The sequence below is a fragment of the Variovorax sp. 350MFTsu5.1 genome (assembly GCF_048302515.1).
Lineage (GTDB): Bacteria > Pseudomonadota > Gammaproteobacteria > Burkholderiales > Burkholderiaceae_C > Variovorax > Variovorax guangxiensis.
This window is the reverse complement of the sequence record NZ_CP157620.1, coordinates 3761361-3785336: the sequence shown is the minus strand read 5'-3', so window position 1 is coordinate 3785336 and position 23976 is coordinate 3761361. Positions and strand designations below refer to the sequence as shown.

Here is a 23976-nt window from a genome sequence, read left to right as displayed (position 1 = left end):
CAGGAATACAAAATTTCTGGATATTCCTTTTGCGACTTTCGCGAAACCTTTGCGACTTCTGCGCTCGCGGTCAAGTCCGCATTTGAGACAGCTTGAAAAGGCATAGATGCAAATAGAGACCCCACCCAGCGAAAAGCCCTACGAGAAGCCCGAAGGCGAGCGCCGCGGCATCGTCATCGTCAACACCGGCGACGGCAAGGGCAAGAGCACGGCCGCCTTCGGCCTCGCGCTGCGCGCGCACGGCCGCGGCAAGGCCGTGAAGATCTACCAGTTCATGAAGGTGCCGACCGCGCGTTTCGGCGAGCACCGCATGTTCGAGCAGATCGGCATTCCCATCGAAGGGCTGGGCGACGGCTTCAGCTGGAAGAGCCAGGACCTGGAGCGTTCGGCCCAGCTCGCGCGCGACGGCTGGGAGAAGGCGAAGGCGGCGATCCTGTCGGGCGAGTTCTTCCTCGTGGTGCTCGACGAGATCACCTATCCGCTGATCTACGGCTGGCTGCCGCTCGAAGGCGTGCTCGAAACGCTGCGCGCGCGGCCGAAGCATGTGCACGTTGCGCTCACCGGCCGGCGCTGCCCGCCGGAGATCATCGAGCTGGCCGACACGGTGACCGAGATGGCGCTGGTCAAGCACGCCTTCAAGGCCGGCATTCCCGCCCAGCGCGGCATCGAGGACTGAAGGCGCTCATGGCACACGCGTTCGAGGCCGGCGAGGCGAGGGCGGTGTACCGCGCCATCCACGAGCGGCGCGACATGCGCCACTTCGCGGGCGGCCGCGTCGAGCCCGAGGTGCTGCGCCGGCTGCTCGACGCGGCGCACCACGCGCCCAGCGTGGGCTTCATGCAGCCGTGGCGCTTCATCCGCATTCGCGGCGAGGCGCTGCGGCAGCAGTTGCACCAAGTCGTCGAACAGGAACGCGTGCTGACGGCCCGCGCCCTCGGCGAGCGCGAGGACGAGTTCATGCGCCTGAAGGTGCAGGGCCTGCTCGATGCCGCCGAGCTGCTGGCGGTGACGCTGGCCGACGGGCGCGAGAAGCACGTGTTCGGCCGCCGCACGCTGCCGCAGATGGACCTGGCCTCGGCCTCCTGCGCGATCCAGAACCTCTGGCTCGCAGCACGCGCCGAGGGGCTGGGCATGGGCTGGGTGTCGCTCTTCGATCCGGCCGAAGTGGCTGCGCTGCTGGGCCTGCCCGAGGGCGCCGAGCCCATCGCCTTGCTGTGCCTGGGCCCCGTGGCCGATTTCTACGAAGAGCCGATGCTGCAGCGCGAACGCTGGGCCAAGCGCGAGCCGCTCGCCTCGCTGGTGTTCGACGAGGGCTGGGGCCGGCCTTCGGACCTCTTCGACCAACCAACCGCCGTGGAGCGTACCTGATGCTGGCCTTCGACTCCGTTCTCTTCGAGCTAGCGCGCCTGTTTCTCTGGCCGGTGACGCTGGGCGTGCTGCTGTCCTTCGTCTATGCCGTGTACTGCCTTGGCGCTTTCGGCGTCGAGTACCTGCAGCGCCGCCGCGATCCGTCGCGCGCGCTGGTGCTGCAAAGCCACGCGCAGGCCAGCCAGGAGCAGATGGAGCTGGTGGTGCTCAAGCAGCTCGAAGGCGTGCGCCTGTGCAGCCGCGTGGCGCCGATGCTGGGGCTGATCGCCACCATGATCCCGATGGGCCCGGCGCTGGTGGCCGTGGCCTCGGGCGAATCGCAGGGCGTGGCGCAGAGCCTGGCGCCGGCCTTCGCGAGCGTGATCGTGGCGCTGGCCTCTGCCTCGATCACCTTCGTGGTCTACACCGTGCGCCGCCGCTGGCTGATGCGCGAGCTGGTGACGGTACTCGACGCGCGGGACCGCCTCTCATGAGCCGGCGCCAGTTCTCGATATTGAGCAGCCTGGACAGCGACGACGACGATCCGGTGCTCTCGACCATCAATCTGATCGACGTGTTCATGGTGGTGATCGGCATGCTGATGATCGCGGTCATCAACAACCCGATGAATCCCTTCGCACAGGACAAGGTGACGATCATCCGCAACGAAGGCCAGCCGGACATGGAGATCGTGACGCGCGAGGGCCGCAAGATCACGCGCTTCAAGGCCAGTGGTGCGACGGGGCAGGGCGACGGCGAGAAGGCCGGCACCGCCTGGCGGCTGAAGGACGGGACGATGGTCTACGTGCCGGCGGACGCGGAGCTGGCCGGGCCGGGCGGGAAGTGACGCGGCTTCTTCTTTCGGCCTGGCTCCTTCTTTCCGGGCTGGGATTTCTTCTTCCGGCGCATGCGCAGCAGCAGGGGCTTGCCCGCGTCGTGGTGCTGAGCACCTCGCTGGTGTCGCCGGCGCGCGTGGTGCGGATGCGGGAGGCCGCGCGCGAGGCGGGGCTGCCGCTGCAAGTGCTGTCCGCTTCGCAGGATTCGCCCGAGGCGTTGGCCGGTGCGCTCGACGGCGCCGGCCTGCTCGTGATCGACGCGCCGCACATCAGCGTGGCGCAGGCGGCGGCAGCGCGTTTCGGCGATGCGATCTTGCGCAGCGCGGTGCCCTACGTGCTGGTCGGCGAGTTCGCGCTGGTGGCCAAGGGCCAGACGACCGCCGCCGCACCGCTTGCGGCCGAGCGCGGCGTCGATGCCGCCTGGGCGCAGCGGCTGCGCGAGTTCTGGCGCTTTGCGGGCGCGGCCAACCTGGGGGCGTCGATGAAGGCGCTGCGCCAGCCCGGCAGGCTGGACGGGCTGCCCGATCCCGTGCCGCTTCCGCTCGCCGGCATCTATCACCCAGGCTGGCCGCGCGTCGAAACGGACATGGCAGCCGTCGAAAGGCTGCCTGGCAGCGGCACGGTCGCCATCGCCATCAACAGCGCCACGGTGACGGGCGACGACACCGGCTGGCTCGACGCGCTGATCGCATCGCTGGAAGCCCGCGGCCTGCGCGCCTACGCCTTCTACGGCCCGCGCCAGCAGAAGGACCTGTTCTTCCGCATGACGCACGATGAAGGCGAACGTCGCGTGGCCGATGCCATCGTCAACGCCTCGCTGGTCTTCAGTCCCAACGAGCGCAAGGCCGAGCTGGAGCGCATCGGCGTGCCGGTGCTGCAGACGCTGCCCTCGCTGGCGATGGACGCCGCGCAATGGGCGAAGAGCAAGGACGGCCTCGCGCAGACCGACATCGCCGCCTACTACAGCCCGAGCGAACTGGCCGGCATGACCGACCCGATGCTCGTGAGCGCCCGCGATGCAGCGAGCGGCACGCTGCAGCCGCTGCCCGCGCAGATCGAGGCCGTGGCCGCCAAGGCCGCGGCGCTGCTGCGCTTGCAACGCACGCCACCGGCCGAGCGGCGCGTGGCGATGCTGGTCTACAACTACCCGCCGGGCGAGGCCAACTTCGGCGCCTCGTTCCTGAACGTGCCGCGCAGCGTCAACAACATGCTGGCGGCGATGAAGTCGGCCGGCTACGTTGCCGAGCTGCCCGGCACCGACGCGCTCATCGCGCAGGTGCAGGCGACGATGCGGGCCTACTACCCGACGGGCCAGGGCGACGAGCTGCAGCCGCTGCTCGACAAGGATCTGGCTGACACGCTGACGCTTTCGGACTACCTCGCATGGTTCCGCGCGCTACCGCAGGAAACGCAGCGCCGCATCGAAAGCTATTGGGGAGCGCCCGAGAAGTCGACCATGCTGCGCGCCGTGGCGGGCGGCCCGGCCTTCGTGATCCCGCGCGTGCGCTTCGGCAACGTGGTCGTGCTGCGCCAGCCGCCGCGGTTCGAGCCCGGCACGCAGGTGGTGGGCAAGGCCGAGCAGGTCTATCACCGTTCGGCCGTTCCGCTGAGCCACGGCTACCTCGCAACGTACCTCTGGCTGCGCAAGCGCTTCGGCGCCAGCGCGGTGGTGCACGTGGGCACGCACGGCACGGTCGAGTGGTCGGCGGGCAAGGAGCGCGGGCTGTCGGTGCAGGACGATCCGCTGCTCGCGCTCGGCGACCTGCCCAACGTGTACCCGTACATCATGGACAACCTCGGCGAAGCCACCACCGCCAAGCGGCGCGGCCGCGCGACCATGGTGAGCCACTCGACGCCCATGTTCGCGCCGGCGGGCTTCCGCCCCGGCGTGCAGGAGATGCACGAGCGCATGCACGAGTGGGAGACGCTGTCGCTCGGCCCCGTGAAGACGGCTCTGGAAAAGCGGCTCACGGCCGAGTTCGCCGAGCACCGCTACGACCGCGACCTGGGCTGGACGCCCGCGCGCATCCGCGCCGATTTCGCGGGTTTCATCGCGGTGCTGCATCCGTACCTCGACGAGCTCGCGCAGACCGCGCAGCCGCTGGGCCTCGCGACTTTCGGGCAGGCGCCCGACGCGCAGCGCAGGCGCATGACCATCCTGCAGATCCTCGGCAAGCCGTTGGTCGAGGCGCTGGACGAGGACATCGACGAGGCCTTCCTGATCGACGCGAAGAACGTTGCCGGCTCGCGCCCTGCGCGCTGGGTGGAACAGGCGCTCGCCGAGGCGCAGGCCGCGAGCGCCATGGGCAAGACGGCGGCCGACCGGCAGAAGCTGCTGGAGCTGGCCGCACGTGCCCGCAAGCTCGACGACGTGCTCGCGCACAACGAGGAAATCGAAGGACTGCTGACCGCGCTCGACGGCCGCTATCTCAAGTCCAGCTACGGCGGCGACCCGGTGCGCAACCCCGACAGCCTGCCGACCGGGCGCAATCTCTATGGCTTCGACCCGAGCCGCGTGCCCACCCGCACGGCGTGGGACACGGGTGTCGCTGCGATGGACGCATGGATCGCGCAGCACGCCAAGACCCATGCCGGCAAGACGCCCGAGAAGATCGCCTTCACCCTCTGGGCCGGCGAGGCCTCGCGACACCAGGGCGTGCTGGAGAGCCAGGCCTTCTATGCCATGGGTGTGAGGCCGCGCTGGGACGAGGGCGGGCGCATGGCGGGCATCGAGATCATTCCGGCGTCGCAGCTGAAGCGACCGCGCATCGACGTGCTGGTCAGCGTCACGGGCTCCTACCGCGACCAGTTTCCGGCCGTGATGCGCTGGCTCGACGAGGCGGTGCAGCAGGTGGCGGCGCTGCGCGAGCCCGGTAACGCCGTCGCCCTGCACAGCGAGGCGATGGCGCGAAAGCTGAGCGCTGAGGGGGCGACGGCGAGCGAGGCGCAACGCTGGTCCACCGCCCGCGTGTTCTCCAACGAGCAGGGCAGCTACGGCGCCGGGCTGGAGGAAGCCGCGCTCGCGAGCGATGTATGGAAGAACCAGCAGCGCGGCGGCGGCGACGCGCAGATGGCGCAGCTCTACATGGATCGCATGGGCCACGCCTACGGCAAGGGCCTGGACGGCGCCGTGCGGCCAGGCGCCTACGCGGGCAACCTCGCGCAGGTCGATGCGGCGCTGATGGCGCGCAGCTCCAACCTCTACGGCGTGCTCACCAACGACGACCCGTTCCAGTACCTGGGCGGCATCGCCCAGGCGGTGCGGCATCTCACCGGCAAGGACCCGGCGCTGTACGTGCAGAACCTGCGCGACGGCGCCGAGGTGCGCACCGACACCGCGGCCGGCGCCATCGCGCGCGAGATGCAGACGCGCTACCTTCACCCGCAATGGATCGAAGCCCAGAAGGCCGAGGGCTACAGTGGCACGCTGCAGGTGCTGAAGACCGCGCAGTTCCTCTGGGGCTGGCAGGTGACCGCGCCGCAGGCGGTGCGGCAGGATCAGTGGCAGTCGCTGCACGACGTGTATGTGCGCGACAGGTACCGGCTGGGCACGCGCGAATGGCTGGAAGGCGACAACCGCGCGGCCTTCGCGCAGACGCTGGAGCGCATGCTCGATGCGGTGCGGCTGAATTATTGGAAGCCCGATGCCGCCACGCGGCGAGAGCTGGCGCAGGCCTATGCGCAGGCGGTGCGGGCGACGGGGCTGCGCGAGCCGAATGCGGGTGTGCAGCGCTTCGTGCAGGCCGAACTGGCACCGGCTCCGGTTTCGCCCAGGCCGCAGCCGGCCGTCACTCCCGTGGTCGTGCAGGCGCCCGCGCCGGCAGCGGTCTCTGAACCTGCTCCCGCGCCGGACGGCCCGCGGCCCGTCTTCGGCCTGAAGCTGGAGCAGACGCCAGCGGATGCACCGCCGCCCAAGGCCGGCGAAGCCGCCGTCCTGCGGCTCTGGATGGTGCTGGGCGCCGCGCTGCTTCTGGTGTTCGGCGCGGCGATGCAATGGCGCCGGGGCAGGGCGGCCGCCTGATTCGCGAGAATGGCGGCTCCCATGCCCTTGCCGAGTTCCGAATACGCCATCGCCTTCGCCGCCGCGCTGTGGATAGCGCTGGCCGTCGATCGCTGGCTGGGCGAGCCGCCAGCGCCGCTGCATCCGGTCGTGTGGATGGGACGCTATCTGGGCACGGGGTCGCGCATCGCGCCGCGCATGCATGAGGCCAAGACGGTCGATCTGCCGATGTTCTTCTGCGGCGCGCTGGTGTGGTGCGTGGGGGCGATGTGCGTCTGGGGCATCGCGATGGCCCTGCAGACGCTGGCGGTGCTGCATCTGCCCGTATGGGCGGTGGCGCTGGTGCTGGGCCTGCTGCTCAAGCCGCTCTTCGCCTGGCGCATGTTGCGCGACGAGGTGCTCGCGGTCGAGGCGGCGCTGGGCGTTTCGCTCGATGCCGGGCGCGCTCAGCTGGCGCGCCTTGTGAGCCGTGACGTCGAGCGTCTCAGCGAGCGCGAGGTGCGCGAGAGCGCCATCGAATCGCTCGCCGAGAACCTCAACGATTCGCTGGTGGCGCCCGTCTTCTGGTTCGTGCTGCTGGGCCTGCCGGGCGCGGCGCTCTACCGCTTCGCCAACACCGCCGATGCGATGTGGGGCTATCGAGGCGAGCGCAGCGGCCGCGACTGGACCTGGTTCGGCAAATGGGCCGCGCGAGCCGACGACGTTCTTTCGTGGATTCCTGCTCGCATCACCGTGGCACTACTCGTACTTGCCGCATGGCGCTGGCCTTCGGGGCTGTCTGAAGAAGCCCGCCGCACGCCGTCGCCCAACAGCGGCTGGCCGATGGCGACGGTGGCCCTGCTGCTCGGCGTGCGGCTGGCCAAGCCGGGCGTGTATGCGCTGAATGCCGAGGGAGCCGCCCCGACGCCGGCGGATACCGGCCGTGCCGCGCAGCTCGGCCAGCGCGGTGTGCTGCTGCTGGCGAGCGGCGTCCTGTTGCTGTCCGCTGCGCTACTGTTCTTGGTGCCATGACCGACGCCGACTCCCTGTTCACCCACGGCGGCCCGGACGCGCTCGGCGCGCCCGCTCACGACTTCTCCACCAACGCCAACGCATGCGGCCCGAGCCCCGGGGCGATGGAGCTGGTGCGTGCGGCCGACCTGTCCCGCTATCCCGATCCGGCCTACACGGCGCTGCGCGAGCAACTCGCGGCCATGCACGGCGTGGACGCGTGGCGCATCGTGCTCGCGGCCGGGGCCAGCGAATTCATCCGGCGCATCACGACCTGGGTGGCGCTCGAAAACCGGAACGGGCATGGCGAGGCAGCGCTGCCGGCCATGTCGTACGGCGACTACGCCGCGAGCGCTCGGGCGCTCGGGTTGCAGGTGGTGCGCGCACCGCATGCGGCGCGGCGGCCCTGGCTGGCCTGGTGCTGCGATCCCTCTGCGCCGCTGGGCCAGGCACAGCAGGGCATCGGCGAAACCGTCGACACCCTGCCTGAAGGCGTGCCATGCGTGCTCGACCGCGCCTACGAGCCTCTGCGGCTGGAAGGCCGTCTCGTACTGAACCAGCGGCAGCTGGACCGCGTCTGGCAGATGTGGTCGCCCAACAAGGCGCTCGGCATGACGGGCGTGCGCGCGGCCTATGCGATTGCACCGGCTGATGCGCAGGACGCGGTGCGCACGCTGTTGCGCCTTGCAGCCTCGTGGCCGGTGGGCGCGGATGGCGTGGCGATGCTTTCGGCCTGGACACAGCCCGGTGTGCAGCAGTGGCTGCGCGACAGCCTCGTCACCCTGCGTGCGTGGAAGGCGTCGCAGACGGCCTTGTGTAGCGAGATGGGCTGGCAAGTCTGGCCGAGCGACGCCAACTTCCATGTCGCCAAGCCCGGCGCCGACGATTTCGCAGCTCTGCTGAAGCGGCTGCGCGCGGCGGGCATCAAGCTGCGCGACTGCGCTTCCTTCGGCCTGCCGGGCCACGTGCGCATGGGCGTGCTGCCGCCAGCCAGCCAGCAGGCGCTGAAAGAAGCCTGGACAAGCGTCGCCTGAACGCCTACATACCCACACCTGAAGAAGAACAGAAGAAAGAATGCTCTACGCCATCACCACGCTTTTCCTCTGCCAGCTTGCCGGCGAACTGCTCGTGCAGTGGCTGGGGCTGCCCATTCCCGGACCGCTGATCGGCATGGTCTTCCTGTTCATCGGCCTGCTGGTGCGCGGCAGCGTTCCGCAGGTGCTGAACGAAACATCGGGCCATCTGCTGCGCAACCTGATGCTGCTGTTCATTCCGGCCGTCACCGGCGTGATGCTGCATTTCGAGCGGGTGGGGCGCGAGTGGCTGCCTTTTCTCGCCGCCGGCATCGTGGGGGCGGCCTTCACCATGACGGTCACCGCGCTCACCTTCCGCTGGATGATCCGCATCACCGGCAAGGACGCCCAATAGATGACCGCGCCCGCCAGGCTCTTCGAAATCTGGGTGTTCCTGGCCCAGTCGCCGCTGCTGTGGCTGTCGCTCACGCTGCTGGCGTACCTGGGGGCGCTGTGGCTGCACACACGCAGCGGGCGCAACCCGATGGTCAACCCGGTGCTGATCTCGGTGATCGTGATCGTTACCGTGCTGCTGCTCACGCGCACGCCCTACGACACCTACTTCGAGGGCGCGAAGTTCGTGCACTTCCTGATCGGCCCCGCCACGGTGGCGCTGGCCGTGCCGCTCTACGGGCAGATCGACCGGCTGCGGCGGCTGTGGCTGCCCATCGGCGTGGCGCTGGTCGTCGGTTCGGTCGCAGCCATCGTCTCGGCCGTGGGCATCGCCTGGGTGCTGGGCGGTTCACACGAGCTGATGATGTCGCTCGCGCCCAAGTCGGCCACCATGCCCATCGCGATGGGCGTGGCCGAGAAGATAGGCGGGCTGCCTTCGCTGGCGGCGGTGGCCGCGGCCGTGGCGGGTATCTCGGGCGCGATCATGGCCACCGGCCTGCTGAACCTGCTGCGCATCAGGGAGCCGGCGGTGCGCGGCTTCGCGGTCGGCATGGCGGCGCACGGCATCGGCACGGCGCGCGCCATCCAGGTGAACGAGACGGCGGGCGCGTTCTCTGCGCTCGCCATGGGGCTCAACGGCATCGCCACCGCGCTGCTGGTGCCGCTGATCGTGAAGCTGATGGGGGCCTAGGAAAGCTCATGGCCAAGCTTGGCGTGGAGCCGCGTCCGATGGAGCTGGTCTGGCCTTCCAAGGCCTATCTGCCAAGCTACGTCTCCGCGCTCAACCGCGGCTGGGCGCGCGACGAGACGCGGCCCGAATCGGGCGCCGAGGACCGCGCCGCCATCAAGGCGAACGCCGACCGCTTCCTTGCGAGCCTGGTCGACCGCGAGGCGAAGGGCGGCCGCATCGTCATGCCCGACGGCTCCAAGGTCAGGCGCCTGCCAAGCTACAAGTGCTGGATGTGGGACGGCGAGTTCTGCGGCAGCATCGACCTGCGCTGGCAGCCCGGCACCGACGCATTGCCGCTCTACTGCCTGGGCCACATCGGCTACAGCGTGGTGCCCTGGAAGCAGCGCAGGGGCTACGCCACGCGTGCGCTCGGCGCGATGCTCAAGCTCGCGGCGCGAGAAGGCCTCAAGCGCGTGGAGATCACGACCAGCCCCGACAACTTCGCCTCGCAGAAGGTGATCGTGGCGAATGGCGGCGAGCTGGTCGAGACCTTCATCACCCTGCCGAGCCAGGGAAGCGTGACGAAGCTGCGCTACCGCATCGCGCTTGCCTGAACCGCCCCTGGCGCAGAATCGCACTCCCGCAAACCGAGCCCGGAGAAGAATCAAATGACCCAGTACACGGCGGAAGTCCTCTGGCTGCGCGGCGAGCAGGACTTCCTCGCGAACACTTACAGCCGGCGGCATTCGCTGCGCTTCGACGGCGGCGCCGAAGTGGTCGCGTCTTCGTCGCCGCACGTGGTGCTGACCTGCCCCCTCTTGCCATGCCATTCATAACGAGGAAGTCCGGGGTTGCAAGATTAATTGATCTCGGTGGTGTTTGAGCTGGGCCGAGCTGCATCGCCAGCGCGCTGGCGATGCAGCTCGGCGAACTTGGCTGGCGGCATGCGATTGCAACTGCTGTGCGGCCTGACCTCGTTGTAGTCCTGCCGCCAGGCGGTGATGGCCGACCTGGCCTGCACCAGCGTCTCGAACCACTGCTCGTTCAGGCACTCGTCCCTGAATTTGCCGTTGAAGCTCTCGATGTAGCCGTTCTGCATGGGTCGCCCGGGCTCGATAAGGATGTGGCGGATGCCATGGGTCTGGGCCCAACCCATGAAGGCGCGACTGGTGAACTCGGGGCCGTTGTCCGTGCGCACGGCCAGCGGATAGCCTCTGAAGACCGCCGCCTGGTCCAGCAGCCGCGTCACGTACTGCCCAGAGATGCCCCAGTCCACCGAGATGCTCACGCACTCGCGGCTGAAGTCGTCGGCCACCGTCAGGCACTTGATGCGCCGCCCGGTGCTCAGGCTGTCGCTGACGAAGTCCATGCTCCAGACCTCATTGACCGTCCTGGCCAGTTGCAGCGGCACGCGCTCGCTGACGGGCCGCTTGGCCTTCTTGCGCTTGCGCACGGCCAGGTTGGCCGCGCTGTAGAGCCGGTAGACCTTCTTGTGGTTCACGCCGGGGAAATGCGGGCGCAGCATGTCGTGGATGCGCCGATAGCCGAAGCGCCGGCGCACATGCGCGATCTCGACGATCTTGCTGCTGAGCTCCTGGGTCATGGCATCGATCTCAGGTGGGTTGCGCCAACTGTCGCGTGAGAGCCCCACAAGCCTGCACGCCCGTCGCTCGCTCAGATCGCATTGCTCGATCATGGTGGCGATGGCGGCACGCTTGGCCTGTGGGGCTAACGCTTTACCCCGAAGGCGGTGTTCAGCGCGTGGATGTCCAGGTGGGCTTCGGCCAACAGCTTTTTGAGCTTGTTGTTCTCCGCCTCCAGTTCACGCAGTCGCCTCGCATCGGGCACCTCCATGCCACCGTACTTGGCTCGCCACTTGTAGAAGGTGGCGTCGCTGAAGCCGCCCTTGCGGCACAGCTCCTTGATCGGCAGGCCGGCCTCGGCCTGCTTGATGAAACCGATGATCTGCTCCTCGGTGTATCTGCTCTTTCTCATGTCCGTCATTCTCCAAGTTGACGGACTTCGCTGCCATTACGCTGGTACGGCCGGGAGGGGGCAGGTCAGTGCCGCTGCCGATGTCCGACGCATCGGCCGTCGACCCCGAGGAGATGTTCGTGGCGTCGCTCTCGAACTGCCACATGCTGTGGTTCCTCACGATGGCGGTGAAGCGCAGGTTCGTGGTCGACCGCTACTTCGATGCGGCCGTCGGCGTGATGGAGAAGAACGCCGAAGGAAAGATGGCAATGACGGTGGTCACGCTGCGGCCCGAGGTGATTTTCTCGGGCGAGAACCTGCCCACGCGCGAGCAGGTCGAGCAGATGCACCATCGGGCGCACGAGGAATGCTTCATCGCCAACTCGGTGAAGACCGAGGTGCGCTGCGAGCCGGTGTTCTGACCCGGCCGGGCGAATTCAGCCGACCAGCGAGCGGCTCTTCATCTCGAGCCGGGTGACGAGGCGCTGCAGCGCGCTTTCGGCGCCGGGCGGCAGCGCAAGAAAGCGGAATCCCAGCTGGTAGCGCGGCGTGCCGTTGGGCTGCATGCCGGGGCGCAGCGACACCAGTTCCAGGTCGAGCGTGAGGCGCCCGAGCGCTCCCAGCGACAGTTCGCAGTCCCGCAGGAAGGTGCCGACCGGCAACGCGGCCGCGCGTTCGTCGCGGGTGCGCAGGCCTACGCCGCCCAGCGACAGGTCCTGCACCTCGAAGGAGAAGGCCTCGCGGTTGGGCAGGATGCCGGAGCAGGTGTACGAATCGGCGATGGGCGCGTCCACGCGGAAGTACTCGCGCCGCTGCAGGTAGACGAGCATCTCGGGAAAGTCGGCCTCGAACGCCGGCAGGCCCTCGTAGCGGGTCTCGCGCGGCGAGGCAGTGGAGAACTCGATGCGCACGCCGTCCTGCTGGGCTTCGAAGTGGCAGCGCGGCGCCGCCAGCAGGCCCTGGTTCTGCTCGGGCGAGGCGCCCCAGTCGAAGGTGAAGACGCGGGCGCGGGTGTCCACGTCGAGCAGCTGCGTCACGAGGTGGCCGCCCGCGTACTGCACCGTGAGGTTGTCGCGGCGGCTGACGAGGTTGCGCAGGTGCACGCCGATCTCAGCCGGTGTGCGGCGGGCGAATTCGCTGGTGTGCTCGGCTGCGTTCGACTGTTCTGTATCCATGAGCTTGTGTGTCTGTTTTCCGGCGCGCGCATGGGCGGGCTGGCTCCCGGGGCCGGATGCCGGGTGAAGGTGTCGGGACGGGTTTCCGGCAGGCAGCCGAAATGATTAACGGCATTTGCCGGCCGGAATTTAGGGCTGCGCGGCGATCTGCAGACGGATTCGCCGCCCGATTGGCTCCCGCAGCGGCAGTCCGCGCAGTCAGCGGCGCTGCAGCCTCGGATTCTTGGCGAACAGCTCGGCCGCCCAGTCCACGAAGGCGCGCACCTTCGCGCTCAGGTGGCGGTTGGGCGGGTACACCACGTGGATCGGCAGCGGGTCGCGGTGCCAGTCGGGCAGGATCTGAACCAGCTCGCCGCTCTCGATCAGCGGTTCGGCCATGAAGGTGATGCACTGCGAGATGCCGAAGCCGCCCAGCACCGCCGTGATGTGCGCGTTGCTCTCGTTCACGGACACCCGGTAGGGGCCGTTCAGCTCGATCACCTCGTCGCCCTTCTTGAACTCGTGCGGGTACACGCGCCGCGTGGTGCCCGAGAAGTAGCTCACCACGTGGTGGCGCTTCTCGATGTCGTTCGGGTGCTGCGGGATGCCGTATCGCTTCACGTAGGCCGGCGAGGCCACGGTGACGAAGTCGAGCGTGCCGATGCGCCGCGCCACCAGCGACTGGTCGCTGAGTTCGCCCGCGCGGATCACGCAGTCGACGTTGTCGCTGATCAGGTCGACGGTGCGGTCGCTCACGCCCAGGTCGACCTGGATGTCGGGGTAGCGGTCGCAGAAGGTGGCCAGCGCGGGCAGGATGATCAGCCTGGCCACCGAGGTGCCGACGTCGATGCGCAGCCGCCCCGTGGGGTTGGCCTGCGCGTTCGTCATGCTGGCTTCCATGTCGTCGAAGTCGTTGAGCAGGCGCGCCGCCCGCTCGAAGTAGGCCGCGCCGTCGGGCGTGACCGTGACGCGGCGCGTGGTGCGGTTGAGCAGCTTCACGCGCAGGCGCGATTCGAGCGCCTGAATCTGCTTGGTGACCGTGCCCTTGGGGAGGGCCAGCGAGTCCGCTGCCCGGGTGAAGGTGCCGGCTTCCACGACGCGGACGAAGATCCGCATGGCCTGGATTTGATCCATCGAATGCCTGTTCTGGGTACCCGGCCCACACCGGGGGAGGCGGATTCTCACACAAGGAGACAATTCCCTCCGGTGGCACCGCCTGTTGCCTTGAGCTGTGCTGATTGTTGTCCGTTTGGAAACAGAGTGGGGTCGGCCGACCCTGTTTATGGACAGATCGGCCGACTTATATTTCAACCATCGCCCAAATCCCTGAGGTCGCCCATGTCACCCGTTCCATCGTCCCGTTCTGCCGAAGCCGCCGCCCGCGCTGCGGCACAAGGCGTGGAAGCCGATCTGTCGATCGAGCTGCCCGGCCGCGAACCGGTCGGTGCCCGCGTGTACGGCCAGCGCGCCAAGGGGGAGGTGGCGCCGCTGGTGCTGCATTTCCACGGCGGCACCTTCGTCTGCGGCGGCCTGGACAACGGCCGCAATGTGGCCAGGCTGCTGGCCGGCGCGGGCGCGGTGGTGGTCTCGCTGGCCTATCCGCTGGCGCCCCAGTCGCCGTTCCCGGAACCCATCGAGGTGGGCTATGCGGCCCTCGAATGGCTCTACAAGCAACGCACCAAGCTCGGCGGCAAGGGCTCGCAGGTCTACCTGGCCGGCGAGGAAGCCGGCGGCAACCTGGCGGCGGCCGTGGCGCTGATCGCCCGTGACCGGGCCCATCCGCCGATCGCGGGCCAGATCCTGCTGTCGCCCATGCTCGACCCCTGCGCCGGCACCGCCTCGCTGCGCAACGCCACCAGCGACGCGCCCGAGTGCCGCTGGGCCAGCGGCTGGGAGAAGTACCTCAGCTGCCCCTCGAACGCCATGCACCCCTATGCGGTGCCCAGCGGATCGCTGCGGCTTTCGGCACTGGCGCCGGCGCTGGTGCTGGTCGGCGCCGATGACGCGATGCACGACGAGGCGATGACCTTCGCCAACCGCCTGCGCGCCGCAGGCATCGAGGTCACGAGCAGCGTGCTGCCGAGCGCCTCGAACTGGCCCAAGGCGCTGTACGACACCGAGAACACGGGCTGCGTGGCCTGTGAAGCGGCGGTGCAGCAGCACTTCCGCGAGTTCTTCAGCGCGACCACGCCGCCGCCCGCGACGGCCGACCACCCCAGCTAGTTCCCGCCGGTCACCGGCTGCCTGATCGACACGCTGCCAGCGCGGCCGCGTGCCGGGGCCCCTTTTTCCCTGAAATCCCGCCTCCTGGTGCCAAAAGCGCCGGGGTGGCTTGTTGCATCCCAAAGTCATCGAGAAGGACTGAAATCATGTCGAACAACGAGAAAAAGCTGTCTTCCGCCGCCCGCAAGGGCCTCTGGCCCGCCCTGACCGGCCTCACCGCGCTGCTGGCCGTGGCCGCGGCAGTGGTGGGCATGTACAGCTTCAAGGCCGAAGCCAACAACGCACCGGCGGCGCCCCAGGCCACACCGGTGTCGGTCGCTACGGTGGCGGCGAGCGAGATCAACGCCTGGGACGAGTTCTCGGGCCGGCTCGAAGCCGTGCAGCGCGTCGACGTGCGCTCCCGCGTCGCGGGCGCCGTGCAGGCGGTGCACTTCCGTGAAGGCGCGCTGGTGAAGCAGGGCGACCTGCTGGTCACCATCGACCCCGCGCCGTACGCGGCCGAGGTCGAGCGCGCCGAGGCGCAGGTGGCTTCCGCGCAGGCCCGCCAGTCCTTCAGCCGCAGCGAGCAGGAGCGCGCCAAGCGCCTGTGGGACGACAAGGCCATCGCCCAGCGCGAGTACGACGAGCGCGTGAACGCCGGCCGCGAAGCCGAAGCCAACCTGCGCGCGGCCCAGGCCTCGCTGCAGTCGGCGCGCCTGAACCTGGGCTACACCCAGGTGCGCGCCCCGGTGTCGGGCCGCATCGGCCGCATCGAGGTGACGGTGGGCAACCTGGTGGCGGCCGGTCCGGGCGCTCCGGTGCTGACCACGCTGGTGTCGGTGAGCCCGATCTACGCGAGCTTCGATGCCGACGAACAGGTCATCACCCGCGCGCTGAAGGAACTGCCCAGCGGCTCCAGCGCCCGCGGCCAGATCGAGAGCATCCCCGTGCAGATGGGCACCGCCGGCATGGACGGCACGCCCTTCACCGGCAAGCTGCAGCTGATCGACAACCAGGTCGATGCTCGCAGCGGCACCGTGCGCGTTCGTGCCTCGTTCGACAACAAGGACGGCGCCCTGATCCCCGGCCAGTTCGCCCGCATCCGCATGGGCCAGGCCCGCAACGACACCGCGCTGCTGGTGAGCGAACGCGCCATCGGCACCGACCAGAACAAGAAGTTCGTGATGGTCGTGGGTGACGACAGCAAGGCCGTCTACCGCGAAGTGACGCTCGGGGCCTCCATCAACGGCCTGCGTGTCGTGAGCAAGGGCCTGAAGGCGGGCGACCGCGTGATCGTCAACGGCCTGCAGCACATCCGCCCGGGTGCGGTGGTGGCGCCGCAGCAGGTGACGATGGACGCCAAGGCCGACCCCAAGCAACAACAACCGGAACGCGTGGCAGAGGCCGCCAAATCTTGAACCACCCCCAGGCTTGCTCACTTCGTGTAGCCGCCAACCCCCGCACGGGGGCAACACCAGCGGCCCGGCAAAGCCGGTTCCGCGGTGTTCCTGAAATGGGAGCCACTTGGATGCTGCGTGCTTGCACGCGGCGTGGACCGCGCACGACGCGGTGGAGTAAACGAACATGAATCTCTCAAAATTCTTCATCGACCGGCCGATCTTTGCCGGCGTGCTGTCGCTGTTGATGCTGATAGCCGGCCTGATCGCGTTGCGCGGTCTGCCGATCTCGGAGTACCCGGAAGTCGCGCCGCCTTCGGTGGTGGTGCGCGCCCAGTATCCCGGTGCCAACCCGAAGGTGATCGCTGAAACAGTGGCCACCCCGCTCGAAGAGCAGATCAACGGCGTCGAAGGCATGCTCTACATGGGCAGCCAGGCGACCACCGACGGCGTGCTGACGCTCACCGTCACGTTCCGCCTGGGTACCGATCCCGACAAGGCACAGCAGCTCGTGCAGAACCGCGTCTCGCAAGCCGAGCCGCGCCTGCCCGAGGAAGTGCGCCGTCTCGGCATCACGACCGTCAAGAGCGCGCCCGACCTGACGATGGTGGTCCACCTCGTCTCGCCGAACAACCGCTACGACATCAACTACCTGCGCAACTACGCGGTGCTGAACGTGAAGGACCCGCTGGCGCGCATCGAAGGCGTGGGCCAAGTCCAGATCTTCGGTGGCGGCGACTACTCCATGCGCGTGTGGCTCGACCCGCAGAAGGTCGCGCAGCGCGGCCTGTCGGCTTCCGACGTGGTGGCCGCCATCCGCGGCCAGAACGTGCAGGCCGCGGCTGGCGTGGTCGGCGCTTCGCCGGGCCTGTCGGGCGTGGACATGCAGCTTTCGATCAATGCGCAGGGCCGCCTGCAGAGCGAGGAAGAGTTCGGCGACATCATCGTCAAGAGCGGCACCGACGGCGCCGTCACGCGTCTTCGCGACATCGGCCGCCTGGAGATGGGCGCCGCCGACTACTCGCTGCGTTCGCTGCTGAACAACGATCCGGCCGTCGGCATGGGCGTGTTCCAGGCACCGGGCTCCAACGCGCTCGACATCTCTGCCAACGTTCGCAAGACGATGGCGGAGCTCAACAAGAATATGCCCGAGGGCCTGGAATACCGCATCGCCTACGACCCGACGCAGTTCGTGCGCGCGTCCATCGAGTCGGTGATCCACACGCTGCTCGAAGCCATCATGCTGGTGGTGCTGGTCGTGATCCTGTTCCTGCAGACCTGGCGCGCCTCCATCATCCCGCTGCTGGCCGTGCCGGTGTCGGTGATCGGTACCTTCGCTGTGCTGCACGTGCTCGGTTTCTCGATCAACGCGCTGAGCCTGTTCGGGCTTGTGCTGGCCATCGGCATCGTGGTGGACGACGCCATCGTGGTGGTGGAGAACGTGGAGCGCAACATCGAGGCGGGGCTCACGCCGCGTGAAGCGACCTACCGCGCGATGCGCGAGGTGTCGGGCCCGATCATCGCCATCGCGCTGGTGCTGGTGGCCGTGTTCGTGCCGCTGGCCTTCATCAGTGGCCTCACGGGCCAGTTCTATCGCCAGTTCGCGGTGACCATCGCGATCTCGACGGTGATCTCGGCCATCAACTCGCTCACGCTGTCGCCAGCGCTCGCTGCCTTGCTGCTGCGCGGCCACGACGCGCCCAAGGACGCGCTGACGCGCGGCATGGACCGCGCCTTTGGCTGGCTGTTCCGCGGCTTCAACCGCTTCTTCCATCGCGGCTCCGAGGCCTACAGCGGCGGCGTCAAGCGCGTGATCTCGCGCAAGACCCTAATGCTGGCGATCTACCTCGCGCTGATCGGCGTGACCTTCGGCCTGTTCAAGGCTGTGCCCAGCGGCTTCGTGCCGGCGCAGGACAAGCAATACCTGATCGGCTTCGCCCAGCTGCCCGATGGCGCCACGCTGGACCGCACCGACGAAGTGATCCAGCGCATGGGCGAGATCATGAAGAAGAACCCGAACGTGGAAGACGCCATCGCCTTCCCGGGCCTGTCGATCAACGGTTTCACCAACAGCTCCAACTCGGGCATCGTGTTCGCCACGCTCAAGCCCTTCGACCAGCGCAAGCGCGCCGACCAGAGCGGCGGTGCGGTGGCCGGACAGCTGAACCAGGCCTTCGCGGGCATCCAGGACGCCTTCATCGTGATGTTCCCGCCGCCGCCGGTGGCGGGCCTGGGCACCACCGGCGGCTTCAAGCTGCAGCTGGAAGACCGCGGCTCGGTGGGTTACGACCAGATGGACGCGGCGGTGAAGGCCTTCATGGCCAAGGCCTACCAGGCGCCCGAGCTGGCCGGCATGTTCACCAGCTGGCAGGTCAACGTGCCGCAGCTGTACGCCGACATCGACCGCACCAAGGCCCGCCAGCTCGGCGTGCCGGTGACGGACATCTTCGACACCATGCAGATCTACCTCGGCAGCCTGTATGCGAACGACTTCAACAAGTTCGGCCGCACGTACTCCGTGCGCGTCCAGGCCGATGCGCCTTACCGCGCCCGTGCCGAAGACGTGGGCCTCTTGAAGGTGCGCTCGACCTCGGGCGAGATGGTGCCGCTGTCGGCGCTGATGAAGGTGAATTCGACCTTCGGGCCTGAGCGCGCCATGCGCTACAACGGCTACCTCGCCGCCGACATCAACGGCGGACCGGCGCCAGGCTATTCTTCGGGCCAGGCGCAGGACGCGATCGTGAAGATCGCAGCCGAGACGCTGCCCAAGGGCGTGACCTTCGAATGGACCGAGCTGACCTACCAGGAGATCCTGGCCGGCAACTCCGCCTTCCTCGTGTTCCCGCTGGCCATCCTGCTGGTGTTCCTGGTGCTGGCAGCGCAGTACGAGAGCCTGACGCTGCCGATCGCGATCATCCTGATCGTGCCGATGGGCATCCTGGCCGCGATGACCGGCGTGTGGATCTCGGGGGGCGACAACAACGTCTTCACGCAGATCGGGCTCATAGTGCTAGTGGGGCTGAGTGCGAAGAACGCGATCCTGATCGTGGAGTTCGCACGGGAGCTCGAGTTCGCCGGCCGCACGCCCGTGCAGGCGGCCATCGAAGCCAGCCGCCTGCGCCTGCGCCCGATCCTCATGACCTCGCTGGCCTTCGTGATGGGCGTGCTGCCTCTCGTGCTGTCGACCGGCGCGGGCTCGGAGATGCGCAAGGCGATGGGCGTGGCGGTGTTCGCCGGGATGATCGGCGTGACGGCCTTCGGCCTGTTCCTGACGCCGGTGTTCTACGTACTGATGCGCCGCCTCGCGGGCAACCGCCAGCTCAAGCTGCATGGCCAGGTGCCGCACGGCGAGGACTTCGTGTCGGCCGGCCATCCTGCGGCGCCTGCATCGCACGGCGGCTCGGGCGGCGGCGGTCTGAACCCGATGCCTGCGTCGCCGCGCCCCTCGCACGGCTCGCATGACTGATCGATCGAGACGAAGAAAGCTGATCATGAAATTCTCAGTACAACCCTTGGTGAAGCCCCTGCGGACTGCCTTGCTGCCGCTGATGGCCGCCCTGGTGCTGGCCGGCTGTGCCACCGTGCCCTCGGGCCTGCCCGAGATCCAGACCACCGCCCAGTTCAAGGAGCAGGGCAAGGAGCAGCAACAAGGCGCCACGCCGCCCGCCGGCTTCACGCGCGCAGTGCCCGCGGAGGCTCAGCCGCGCGGTGCCTGGTGGCTGGCGTTCAACGACCCGGTGCTCAATTCGCTGGTCGAGAAGGCCGACGTGAACAACGGCAACATCCAGGCCGCGGCAGCGCGGCTGGCCGAGGCCCGCGCGCTGGCGCGCAGCGCCAACGCCGACCGCCTGCCGCAGATCGGCCTGAGCGCCGGCGCCAACCGCGGTGCGGGCCTGGACAAGGCCACCGCCAGCACGCGCCCGGCCACGATGACCAACATCGGCGCCACCTTCTCGTACGAGGTCGACCTGTTCGGCCGCCTCTCCGGCGCGAGCAAGGCGGCGAACCTGGACGCGGCCGGCCGCGAGGCGCTGCTGCAGAGCACGCGCCTGGCGGTGCAGGCCGAGGTGGCGCAGACCTATCTGCAGCTTCGCGCGCTCGATGCAGAGCGCGCGCTGGTGCGCGAACAGGTCGAGGCCTACCGCGACACGCTGCGCCTGTCGCAGCGCCGCGAGCAGGCCGGCGACATCGCCGAGCTCGACGTGGCGCGCGTGCAGACCGAGGTGTCGTCCACCGAATCGGACGCGCTCGCGCTCGACCGCCAGCGCGCCCAGGTGGAGCATGCGCTCGCGGTGCTGGTGGGCGATTCGGCCTCCAGCTTCGGCCTGAGCGGCGCCGACTGGTCGACCACGCTGCCGAGCATTCCGCCGGGCGTGCCGGCCACGGTGCTCACGCGCCGTCCCGACGTGTCGGCCGCGCAGAGCGCCGTGCTCGCGGCGCAGGCCCGCGTCGGCGTGGCGCAGGCCGCGTGGTTCCCCGACATCTCGCTGACCGGCGCCGCCGGCTACGCCTCGCCCGAGATCGGCGACCTCTTCAAGTGGTCGGCCCGCTCGTGGGGCGTGGGTGCGCTGCTGTCGCTGCCGATCTTCGACGGCGGCCGCCGCGAGGCCGGCGTGCAGGGCGCCAACGCCCAGCTCGACGGCGCACTAGCCAGCTACCGCACGCAGGTGCTGGTGGCCTTCCAGGAGGTGGAAGACCAGCTGGCCGCCATCCGCACGCTGCAGGAGCAGTCGGTGGTGCAGGCGCAGGCCGTCGCCTCGGCGGCCCGTGCGACGAGCCTGTCGGACACGCGCTACCGCAACGGCTACATCAGCCAGCTCGATCTGCTGGACGCCCGCCGCAGCGAGTTGCGCAACCGCCGCCAGGCGCTGCAGGTGAAGTCGGCCCAGTACCAGGCGGCCGTGGGGCTGATCCGCGCCATCGGCGGAGGCTGGGACGTGCCGGCGCCGGTGGCTGCGGCCGGCACCGCGCAGACCACGGTGGCCGCGCGCTGAATCGCTCGGGAAAGAAATTGACAGCCTGAACGCCGCAAGGCGGTCTTGCGCCGTCGGGGGCTCAGCCGGTTTCGCCGGCGGGGCTTTCGGCGGCGCTTATTTTTTGCAGCTCCAGCACGCCCATGGCCAGGGCGTTCGAATAGCTGGCCTGCGGCCGGACGGCCCTGCGGCAGACCCGGTAGTCCAGGGTTTCGGAGGCTTCGTCGGCGTGGTGGGCCTCGAGCAGGGTCCAGAAGAACTGGCCCGGCTCGGGTTCCTCGACGGTCAGCGCCAAATCGTTCAAGGCTGGCATGGTTCCCTGGGGTGTGTTGTTGTGACAGTGTGCGACGCCAGGGGGTACGCGGGAAAGCGCCACCTGGATTCGCCGCCCGCATTTGCTGCGTCCAGATGTGAAAGATGTCGCACTCCGGCGGAGCGGCCGCGGCGCTCAACGACAATCCGCCGATGAGTTCAAAGGCGAATAGCGGGCCGGCGCGCTGCGTCATGGTCCTGGGCACCACCAGCGGCGCCGGCAAGAGCTGGCTGGCCACCGCGCTGTGCCGCTGGTATGCCCGCCGGGGCCTGAAGGTGGCGCCCTTCAAGGCACAGAACATGAGCAACAACGCCCGTGTCGTCGATGGCGGCGAGATCGGCAGCGCCCAGTATTTCCAGGCCCTGGCCGCGAATGCGGTGCCCGACGTTCGCATGAACCCGCTGCTGCTCAAGCCCGAGCGCGACACCCACAGCCAGGTGGTGCTGATGGGGCAGGTGAGCGAGGCGCTCTCGGCCTTGCCCTGGCGCGGCCGCAGCGAGCGCGTCTGGCCGCAGATCGCACAGGCGCTCGATGAACTGCGCGCCGGGAACGACGTGGTCGTGATCGAAGGCGCCGGTTCGCCGGCCGAGATCAACCTGATGGCCAGCGACATCGTCAACATGCGCATCGCCCGCCACGCCCAGGCGCGCTGCCTGCTGGCGACCGACATCGACCGCGGCGGCGCCTTCGCCCACCTCTACGGCACCTGGGCGCTGCTGCCCGAGGCCGACCGGGCGCTGCTGCGCGGCTTCGTGCTCAACAAGTTCCGGGGGGATGCCTCGCTGCTCGCGCCGGCGCCCCAGCAGCTGCAGGAGCTGACCGGCGTGCCCACGGTGGCGACGCTGCCGATGTGGTGGCAGCACGGCCTGCCCGAGGAAGACGGCGTGTTCGACGACCGCAGCCGCGCGAGCGGCGCCGTCACGCGAACGGTGGCCGTGGTCGCGTACCCGCGCATCAGCAACCTCGACGAATTCCAGGCGCTGAAGAACGTGCCCGGCGTGCGGCTGGTCTGGGCCCGCGCGCCGGCCGACGTGGCCGCCGCCGACTGGATCGTGCTGCCCGGCTCCAAGAACACCAGCGGCGACCTGGCCTGGCTGCGCGCGCAGGGGCTGGACCGCGCCGTGGCCGCGCATGCCGAACGCGGCGGCGCAGTGCTGGGCATCTGCGGCGGCCTGCAGATGCTGGGCGAGGCGCTGGTGGATCCGCACGGCATCGACGGCAATGCCCCGGGGCTGGGCCTGCTGCCGCTGGTGACGGTGTTCGAGCGCGAGAAGACGGTGCGGCATCGCACGGCCGCCTTCGGCGAACTGACCGGCGCCTGGAGCGCGCTGTCGGGCGTGCCGGTTGGCGGCTACGAGATCCATCACGGCCAGACCGCCGAGCACCCGCAACTCGCGCACGACGGCAGGGCTGTGATGCCCGAGGGGCTGGCCTGGCAGAACGCGCGGGGCAACGTGCTCGGCATCTATCTTCACGGCCTGTTCGAGGACCCGGGCGCGCTGCACGCGCTTTTCGGCGCCTCAGCGCCCACGCTGGAATCCACCTTCGACGGCCTGGCCGATTTCATCGACACCCACTTCGACACCGGCGTGCTCGCCGGACTGATTGCATGACCGAATTCGTTCCCACGATCCCCGACATTTCCGACGCCGCGCTCGCCGCACGCCTGCAGGCCGCGCTCGACAACAAGACCAAGCCGCTTGGCGCGCTCGGCCGGCTGGAGGCGCTGGCGCTGCGCATCGGCAGCATCCTCGGCACCGACAAGCCCGTGCTGGAGGCGCCGCAGATGCTGGTCTGCGCCGCCGACCACGGGCTGGCGGCGCGCGGCGTCTCGGCCTACCCGAGCGAGGTGACCTGGCAGATGGTCGAGAACTTCCTGGCCGGCGGCGCCGCCGTGAGCGTGCTCGCGCGCCAGCACGGCCTGGCGCTGACGGTGGTGGACTGCGGCGTGCGCCGCGACTTCCAGGCGCGCCCGGGTCTGGTGTCTCGCCGCATCGCCCCCGGCACGGCCGACGCTTCGGTGTCGCCGGCGATGAGCGCCGAACAATGCGCGCAGGCGATCGCCAACGGCCGCGAGGTGGTGCGCGCGCTGCCGGGCAACGCGCTGCTGCTCGGCGAGATGGGCATCGGCAACAGCTCGTCGGCCGCGCTGCTGCTGTCGCGCCTGGGCGGGCTGGACATCGACGCCTGCATCGGCATCGGCACAGGCCTCGACGCGGCCGGCCTGGCGCGCAAGCGCGAGGTGCTGCGGCAGGTGCTCGCGCTGCACGCCGGCGCGACGGCACCGCTGGAAGCGCTCGCAGCACTCGGCGGCTTCGAGTTGGCGACACTGGCGGGCGCGGTACTCCAGGCGGCCAGCGAGCGGCGGGTGATCGTGGTCGACGGCTACATCGCCAGCGCCGCGGTGCTGGTGGCGCAGGCGCTGCAGCCGCACGTGGTGCAGCGCTGCGTGGCCGCGCACCGCTCGGCCGAGCCGGGGCATGCGCTGCTGCTGGAGCGGCTGGGGCTCGATCCGCTGCTGCAACTCGACCTGCGCCTGGGCGAGGGCTCGGGCGGCGCGCTGGCATGGCCGCTGCTCGAATCCGCCTGCCGCATCCTGCGCGAGATGGCGAGCTTCGAATCGGCGGGCGTGTCGCGCAAGGACGCATGAGCGC

General features: G+C 69.1%; 20 protein-coding genes and 2 pseudogenes. 18 read left to right on the top strand and 4 right to left on the bottom strand.

Annotated features, from left to right (window positions below):
* The first annotated feature begins 106 nt into the window (after positions 1-106).
* From cobO to ABL843_RS17130, 11 genes and pseudogenes are all read left to right on the top strand, one after another.
* Positions 107-676 (top strand): cob(I)yrinic acid a,c-diamide adenosyltransferase, encoded by a 570-nt coding sequence (cobO, locus tag ABL843_RS17180; RefSeq protein ID WP_418116630.1) that lies wholly within the window; start codon positions 107-109, stop codon positions 674-676.
* Positions 677-684: 8 nt separating this feature from the next.
* Complete coding sequence (bluB, locus tag ABL843_RS17175) at positions 685-1368, top strand: 5,6-dimethylbenzimidazole synthase (RefSeq protein WP_418116629.1); 684 nt, start codon at positions 685-687, stop codon at positions 1366-1368.
* Positions 1368-1841 (top strand): MotA/TolQ/ExbB proton channel family protein, encoded by a 474-nt coding sequence (locus ABL843_RS17170; RefSeq protein ID WP_184637491.1) that lies wholly within the window; start codon positions 1368-1370, stop codon positions 1839-1841. Before bluB ends, ABL843_RS17170 begins: the two co-directional genes overlap by 1 nt.
* On the top strand, positions 1838-2194 hold the full coding sequence (locus tag ABL843_RS17165; protein WP_369662080.1) for a DUF2149 domain-containing protein: 357 nt from the start codon (positions 1838-1840) through the stop codon (positions 2192-2194). Before ABL843_RS17170 ends, ABL843_RS17165 begins: the two co-directional genes overlap by 4 nt.
* Complete coding sequence (gene cobN / locus ABL843_RS17160; RefSeq protein WP_418116628.1) at positions 2191-6204, top strand: cobaltochelatase subunit CobN; 4014 nt, start codon at positions 2191-2193, stop codon at positions 6202-6204. Before ABL843_RS17165 ends, cobN begins: the two co-directional genes overlap by 4 nt.
* A gap of 21 nt (positions 6205-6225) precedes the next feature.
* Entirely contained in the window at positions 6226-7194 is a 969-nt protein-coding gene (gene cbiB / locus ABL843_RS17155; protein ID WP_418116627.1) for an adenosylcobinamide-phosphate synthase CbiB, read from the top strand.
* A complete protein-coding gene (locus ABL843_RS17150; protein ID WP_418116626.1) occupies positions 7191-8207 on the top strand; it encodes an aminotransferase class I/II-fold pyridoxal phosphate-dependent enzyme in 1017 nt (338 codons plus the stop codon). The genes cbiB and ABL843_RS17150 overlap by 4 nt, the downstream gene beginning before the upstream one ends.
* Before the next feature lie 40 nt (positions 8208-8247).
* A complete protein-coding gene (locus tag ABL843_RS17145) occupies positions 8248-8601 on the top strand; it encodes a CidA/LrgA family protein (protein ID WP_369662084.1) in 354 nt (117 codons plus the stop codon).
* On the top strand, positions 8602-9330 hold the full coding sequence (locus tag ABL843_RS17140) for an LrgB family protein (RefSeq protein WP_184637503.1): 729 nt from the start codon (positions 8602-8604) through the stop codon (positions 9328-9330).
* 8 nt (positions 9331-9338) lie between these two features.
* Positions 9339-9923 carry a GNAT family N-acetyltransferase gene (locus ABL843_RS17135; RefSeq protein ID WP_418116624.1) on the top strand — a complete coding sequence of 195 codons (585 nt, stop codon included), beginning with the start codon at positions 9339-9341 and terminating at the stop codon, positions 9921-9923.
* Between the two features lie 54 nt (positions 9924-9977).
* Positions 9978-10112, top strand: a pseudogene (locus ABL843_RS17130) (OsmC family peroxiredoxin); the annotation flags it as partial.
* A 56-nt stretch (positions 10113-10168) separates the two neighbouring features.
* On the opposite strand, the gene ABL843_RS17125 reads toward ABL843_RS17130, so the two are convergent.
* Positions 10169-11304, bottom strand: a protein-coding gene (locus ABL843_RS17125) for an IS3 family transposase (protein WP_418116623.1) whose coding sequence is annotated in 2 segments (ribosomal slippage) — positions 10169-11043 and positions 11043-11304 — 1137 coding nt in all. Because the reading frame shifts where the segments join, the coding sequence is not laid out codon by codon here.
* A gap of 68 nt (positions 11305-11372) precedes the next feature.
* Here ABL843_RS17125 and ABL843_RS17120 point away from each other — a divergent pair.
* Positions 11373-11705: pseudogene (locus ABL843_RS17120) on the top strand (OsmC family protein); the annotation flags it as partial.
* A gap of 15 nt (positions 11706-11720) precedes the next feature.
* Here the strand turns inward: ABL843_RS17120 and ABL843_RS17115 are convergent.
* Both ABL843_RS17115 and ABL843_RS17110 read right to left on the bottom strand, forming a co-directional pair.
* Complete coding sequence (locus ABL843_RS17115; RefSeq protein ID WP_418116622.1) at positions 11721-12458, bottom strand: flagellar brake protein; 738 nt, start codon at positions 12456-12458, stop codon at positions 11721-11723.
* Positions 12459-12656: 198 nt separating this feature from the next.
* Positions 12657-13571 carry a LysR family transcriptional regulator gene (locus ABL843_RS17110; RefSeq protein WP_418116621.1) on the bottom strand — a complete coding sequence of 305 codons (915 nt, stop codon included), beginning with the start codon at positions 13569-13571 and terminating at the stop codon, positions 12657-12659.
* A 204-nt stretch (positions 13572-13775) separates the two neighbouring features.
* Here ABL843_RS17110 and ABL843_RS17105 point away from each other — a divergent pair, with 204 nt between their 5' ends.
* The 4 genes from ABL843_RS17105 to ABL843_RS17090 all read left to right on the top strand — a co-directional run bounded on the left by ABL843_RS17105 (position 13776) and on the right by ABL843_RS17090 (position 21030).
* A complete protein-coding gene (locus tag ABL843_RS17105; protein WP_418116620.1) occupies positions 13776-14660 on the top strand; it encodes an alpha/beta hydrolase in 885 nt (294 codons plus the stop codon).
* A 146-nt stretch (positions 14661-14806) separates the two neighbouring features.
* Positions 14807-16057, top strand: coding sequence for an efflux RND transporter periplasmic adaptor subunit (locus ABL843_RS17100; protein ID WP_418116618.1), 1251 nt, complete (start codon positions 14807-14809; stop codon positions 16055-16057).
* A 166-nt stretch (positions 16058-16223) separates the two neighbouring features.
* Entirely contained in the window at positions 16224-19502 is a 3279-nt protein-coding gene (locus ABL843_RS17095; RefSeq protein WP_418116616.1) for an efflux RND transporter permease subunit, read from the top strand.
* Between the two features lie 25 nt (positions 19503-19527).
* Positions 19528-21030 carry an efflux transporter outer membrane subunit gene (locus ABL843_RS17090; protein WP_418116614.1) on the top strand — a complete coding sequence of 501 codons (1503 nt, stop codon included), beginning with the start codon at positions 19528-19530 and terminating at the stop codon, positions 21028-21030.
* A 61-nt stretch (positions 21031-21091) separates the two neighbouring features.
* Here ABL843_RS17090 and ABL843_RS17085 read toward each other — a convergent pair whose 3' ends face one another.
* Complete coding sequence (locus ABL843_RS17085; protein WP_126023974.1) at positions 21092-21322, bottom strand: hypothetical protein; 231 nt, start codon at positions 21320-21322, stop codon at positions 21092-21094.
* A 152-nt stretch (positions 21323-21474) separates the two neighbouring features.
* On the opposite strand from ABL843_RS17085, the gene ABL843_RS17080 reads away from it, so the two are divergent.
* On the top strand, positions 21475-22935 hold the full coding sequence (locus ABL843_RS17080) for a cobyric acid synthase (protein ID WP_418116612.1): 1461 nt from the start codon (positions 21475-21477) through the stop codon (positions 22933-22935).
* Complete coding sequence (gene cobT, locus ABL843_RS17075) at positions 22932-23972, top strand: nicotinate-nucleotide--dimethylbenzimidazole phosphoribosyltransferase (RefSeq protein ID WP_418116610.1); 1041 nt, start codon at positions 22932-22934, stop codon at positions 23970-23972. The genes ABL843_RS17080 and cobT overlap by 4 nt, the downstream gene beginning before the upstream one ends.
* Positions 23973-23976: the final 4 nt, after the last annotated feature.

What these genes read in the sequence shown, in the direction of transcription:
- ABL843_RS17105 (WP_418116620.1), top strand. Translation starts at nt 13,776, where the DNA reads ATGTCACCCGTTCCATCGTCCCGTTCTGCCGAAGCCGCCGCCCGCGCT.
- ABL843_RS17145 (WP_369662084.1), top strand. Translation starts at nt 8,248, where the DNA reads ATGCTCTACGCCATCACCACGCTTTTCCTCTGCCAGCTTGCCGGCGAA.
- cobO (WP_418116630.1), top strand. Translation starts at nt 107, where the DNA reads ATGCAAATAGAGACCCCACCCAGCGAAAAGCCCTACGAGAAGCCCGAA.
- ABL843_RS17100 (WP_418116618.1), top strand. Translation starts at nt 14,807, where the DNA reads ATGTCGAACAACGAGAAAAAGCTGTCTTCCGCCGCCCGCAAGGGCCTC.
- ABL843_RS17095 (WP_418116616.1), top strand. Translation starts at nt 16,224, where the DNA reads ATGAATCTCTCAAAATTCTTCATCGACCGGCCGATCTTTGCCGGCGTG.
- ABL843_RS17090 (WP_418116614.1), top strand. Translation starts at nt 19,528, where the DNA reads ATGAAATTCTCAGTACAACCCTTGGTGAAGCCCCTGCGGACTGCCTTG.
- ABL843_RS17165 (WP_369662080.1), top strand. Translation starts at nt 1,838, where the DNA reads ATGAGCCGGCGCCAGTTCTCGATATTGAGCAGCCTGGACAGCGACGAC.
- ABL843_RS17080 (WP_418116612.1), top strand. Translation starts at nt 21,475, where the DNA reads ATGAGTTCAAAGGCGAATAGCGGGCCGGCGCGCTGCGTCATGGTCCTG.
- ABL843_RS17110 (WP_418116621.1), bottom strand. Translation starts at nt 13,571, where the DNA reads ATGGATCAAATCCAGGCCATGCGGATCTTCGTCCGCGTCGTGGAAGCC.
- ABL843_RS17150 (WP_418116626.1), top strand. Translation starts at nt 7,191, where the DNA reads ATGACCGACGCCGACTCCCTGTTCACCCACGGCGGCCCGGACGCGCTC.
- ABL843_RS17115 (WP_418116622.1), bottom strand. Translation starts at nt 12,458, where the DNA reads ATGGATACAGAACAGTCGAACGCAGCCGAGCACACCAGCGAATTCGCC.
- cobT (WP_418116610.1), top strand. Translation starts at nt 22,932, where the DNA reads ATGACCGAATTCGTTCCCACGATCCCCGACATTTCCGACGCCGCGCTC.
- ABL843_RS17140 (WP_184637503.1), top strand. Translation starts at nt 8,602, where the DNA reads ATGACCGCGCCCGCCAGGCTCTTCGAAATCTGGGTGTTCCTGGCCCAG.
- ABL843_RS17085 (WP_126023974.1), bottom strand. Translation starts at nt 21,322, where the DNA reads ATGCCAGCCTTGAACGATTTGGCGCTGACCGTCGAGGAACCCGAGCCG.
- cbiB (WP_418116627.1), top strand. Translation starts at nt 6,226, where the DNA reads ATGCCCTTGCCGAGTTCCGAATACGCCATCGCCTTCGCCGCCGCGCTG.
- bluB (WP_418116629.1), top strand. Translation starts at nt 685, where the DNA reads ATGGCACACGCGTTCGAGGCCGGCGAGGCGAGGGCGGTGTACCGCGCC.
- ABL843_RS17135 (WP_418116624.1), top strand. Translation starts at nt 9,339, where the DNA reads ATGGCCAAGCTTGGCGTGGAGCCGCGTCCGATGGAGCTGGTCTGGCCT.
- ABL843_RS17170 (WP_184637491.1), top strand. Translation starts at nt 1,368, where the DNA reads ATGCTGGCCTTCGACTCCGTTCTCTTCGAGCTAGCGCGCCTGTTTCTC.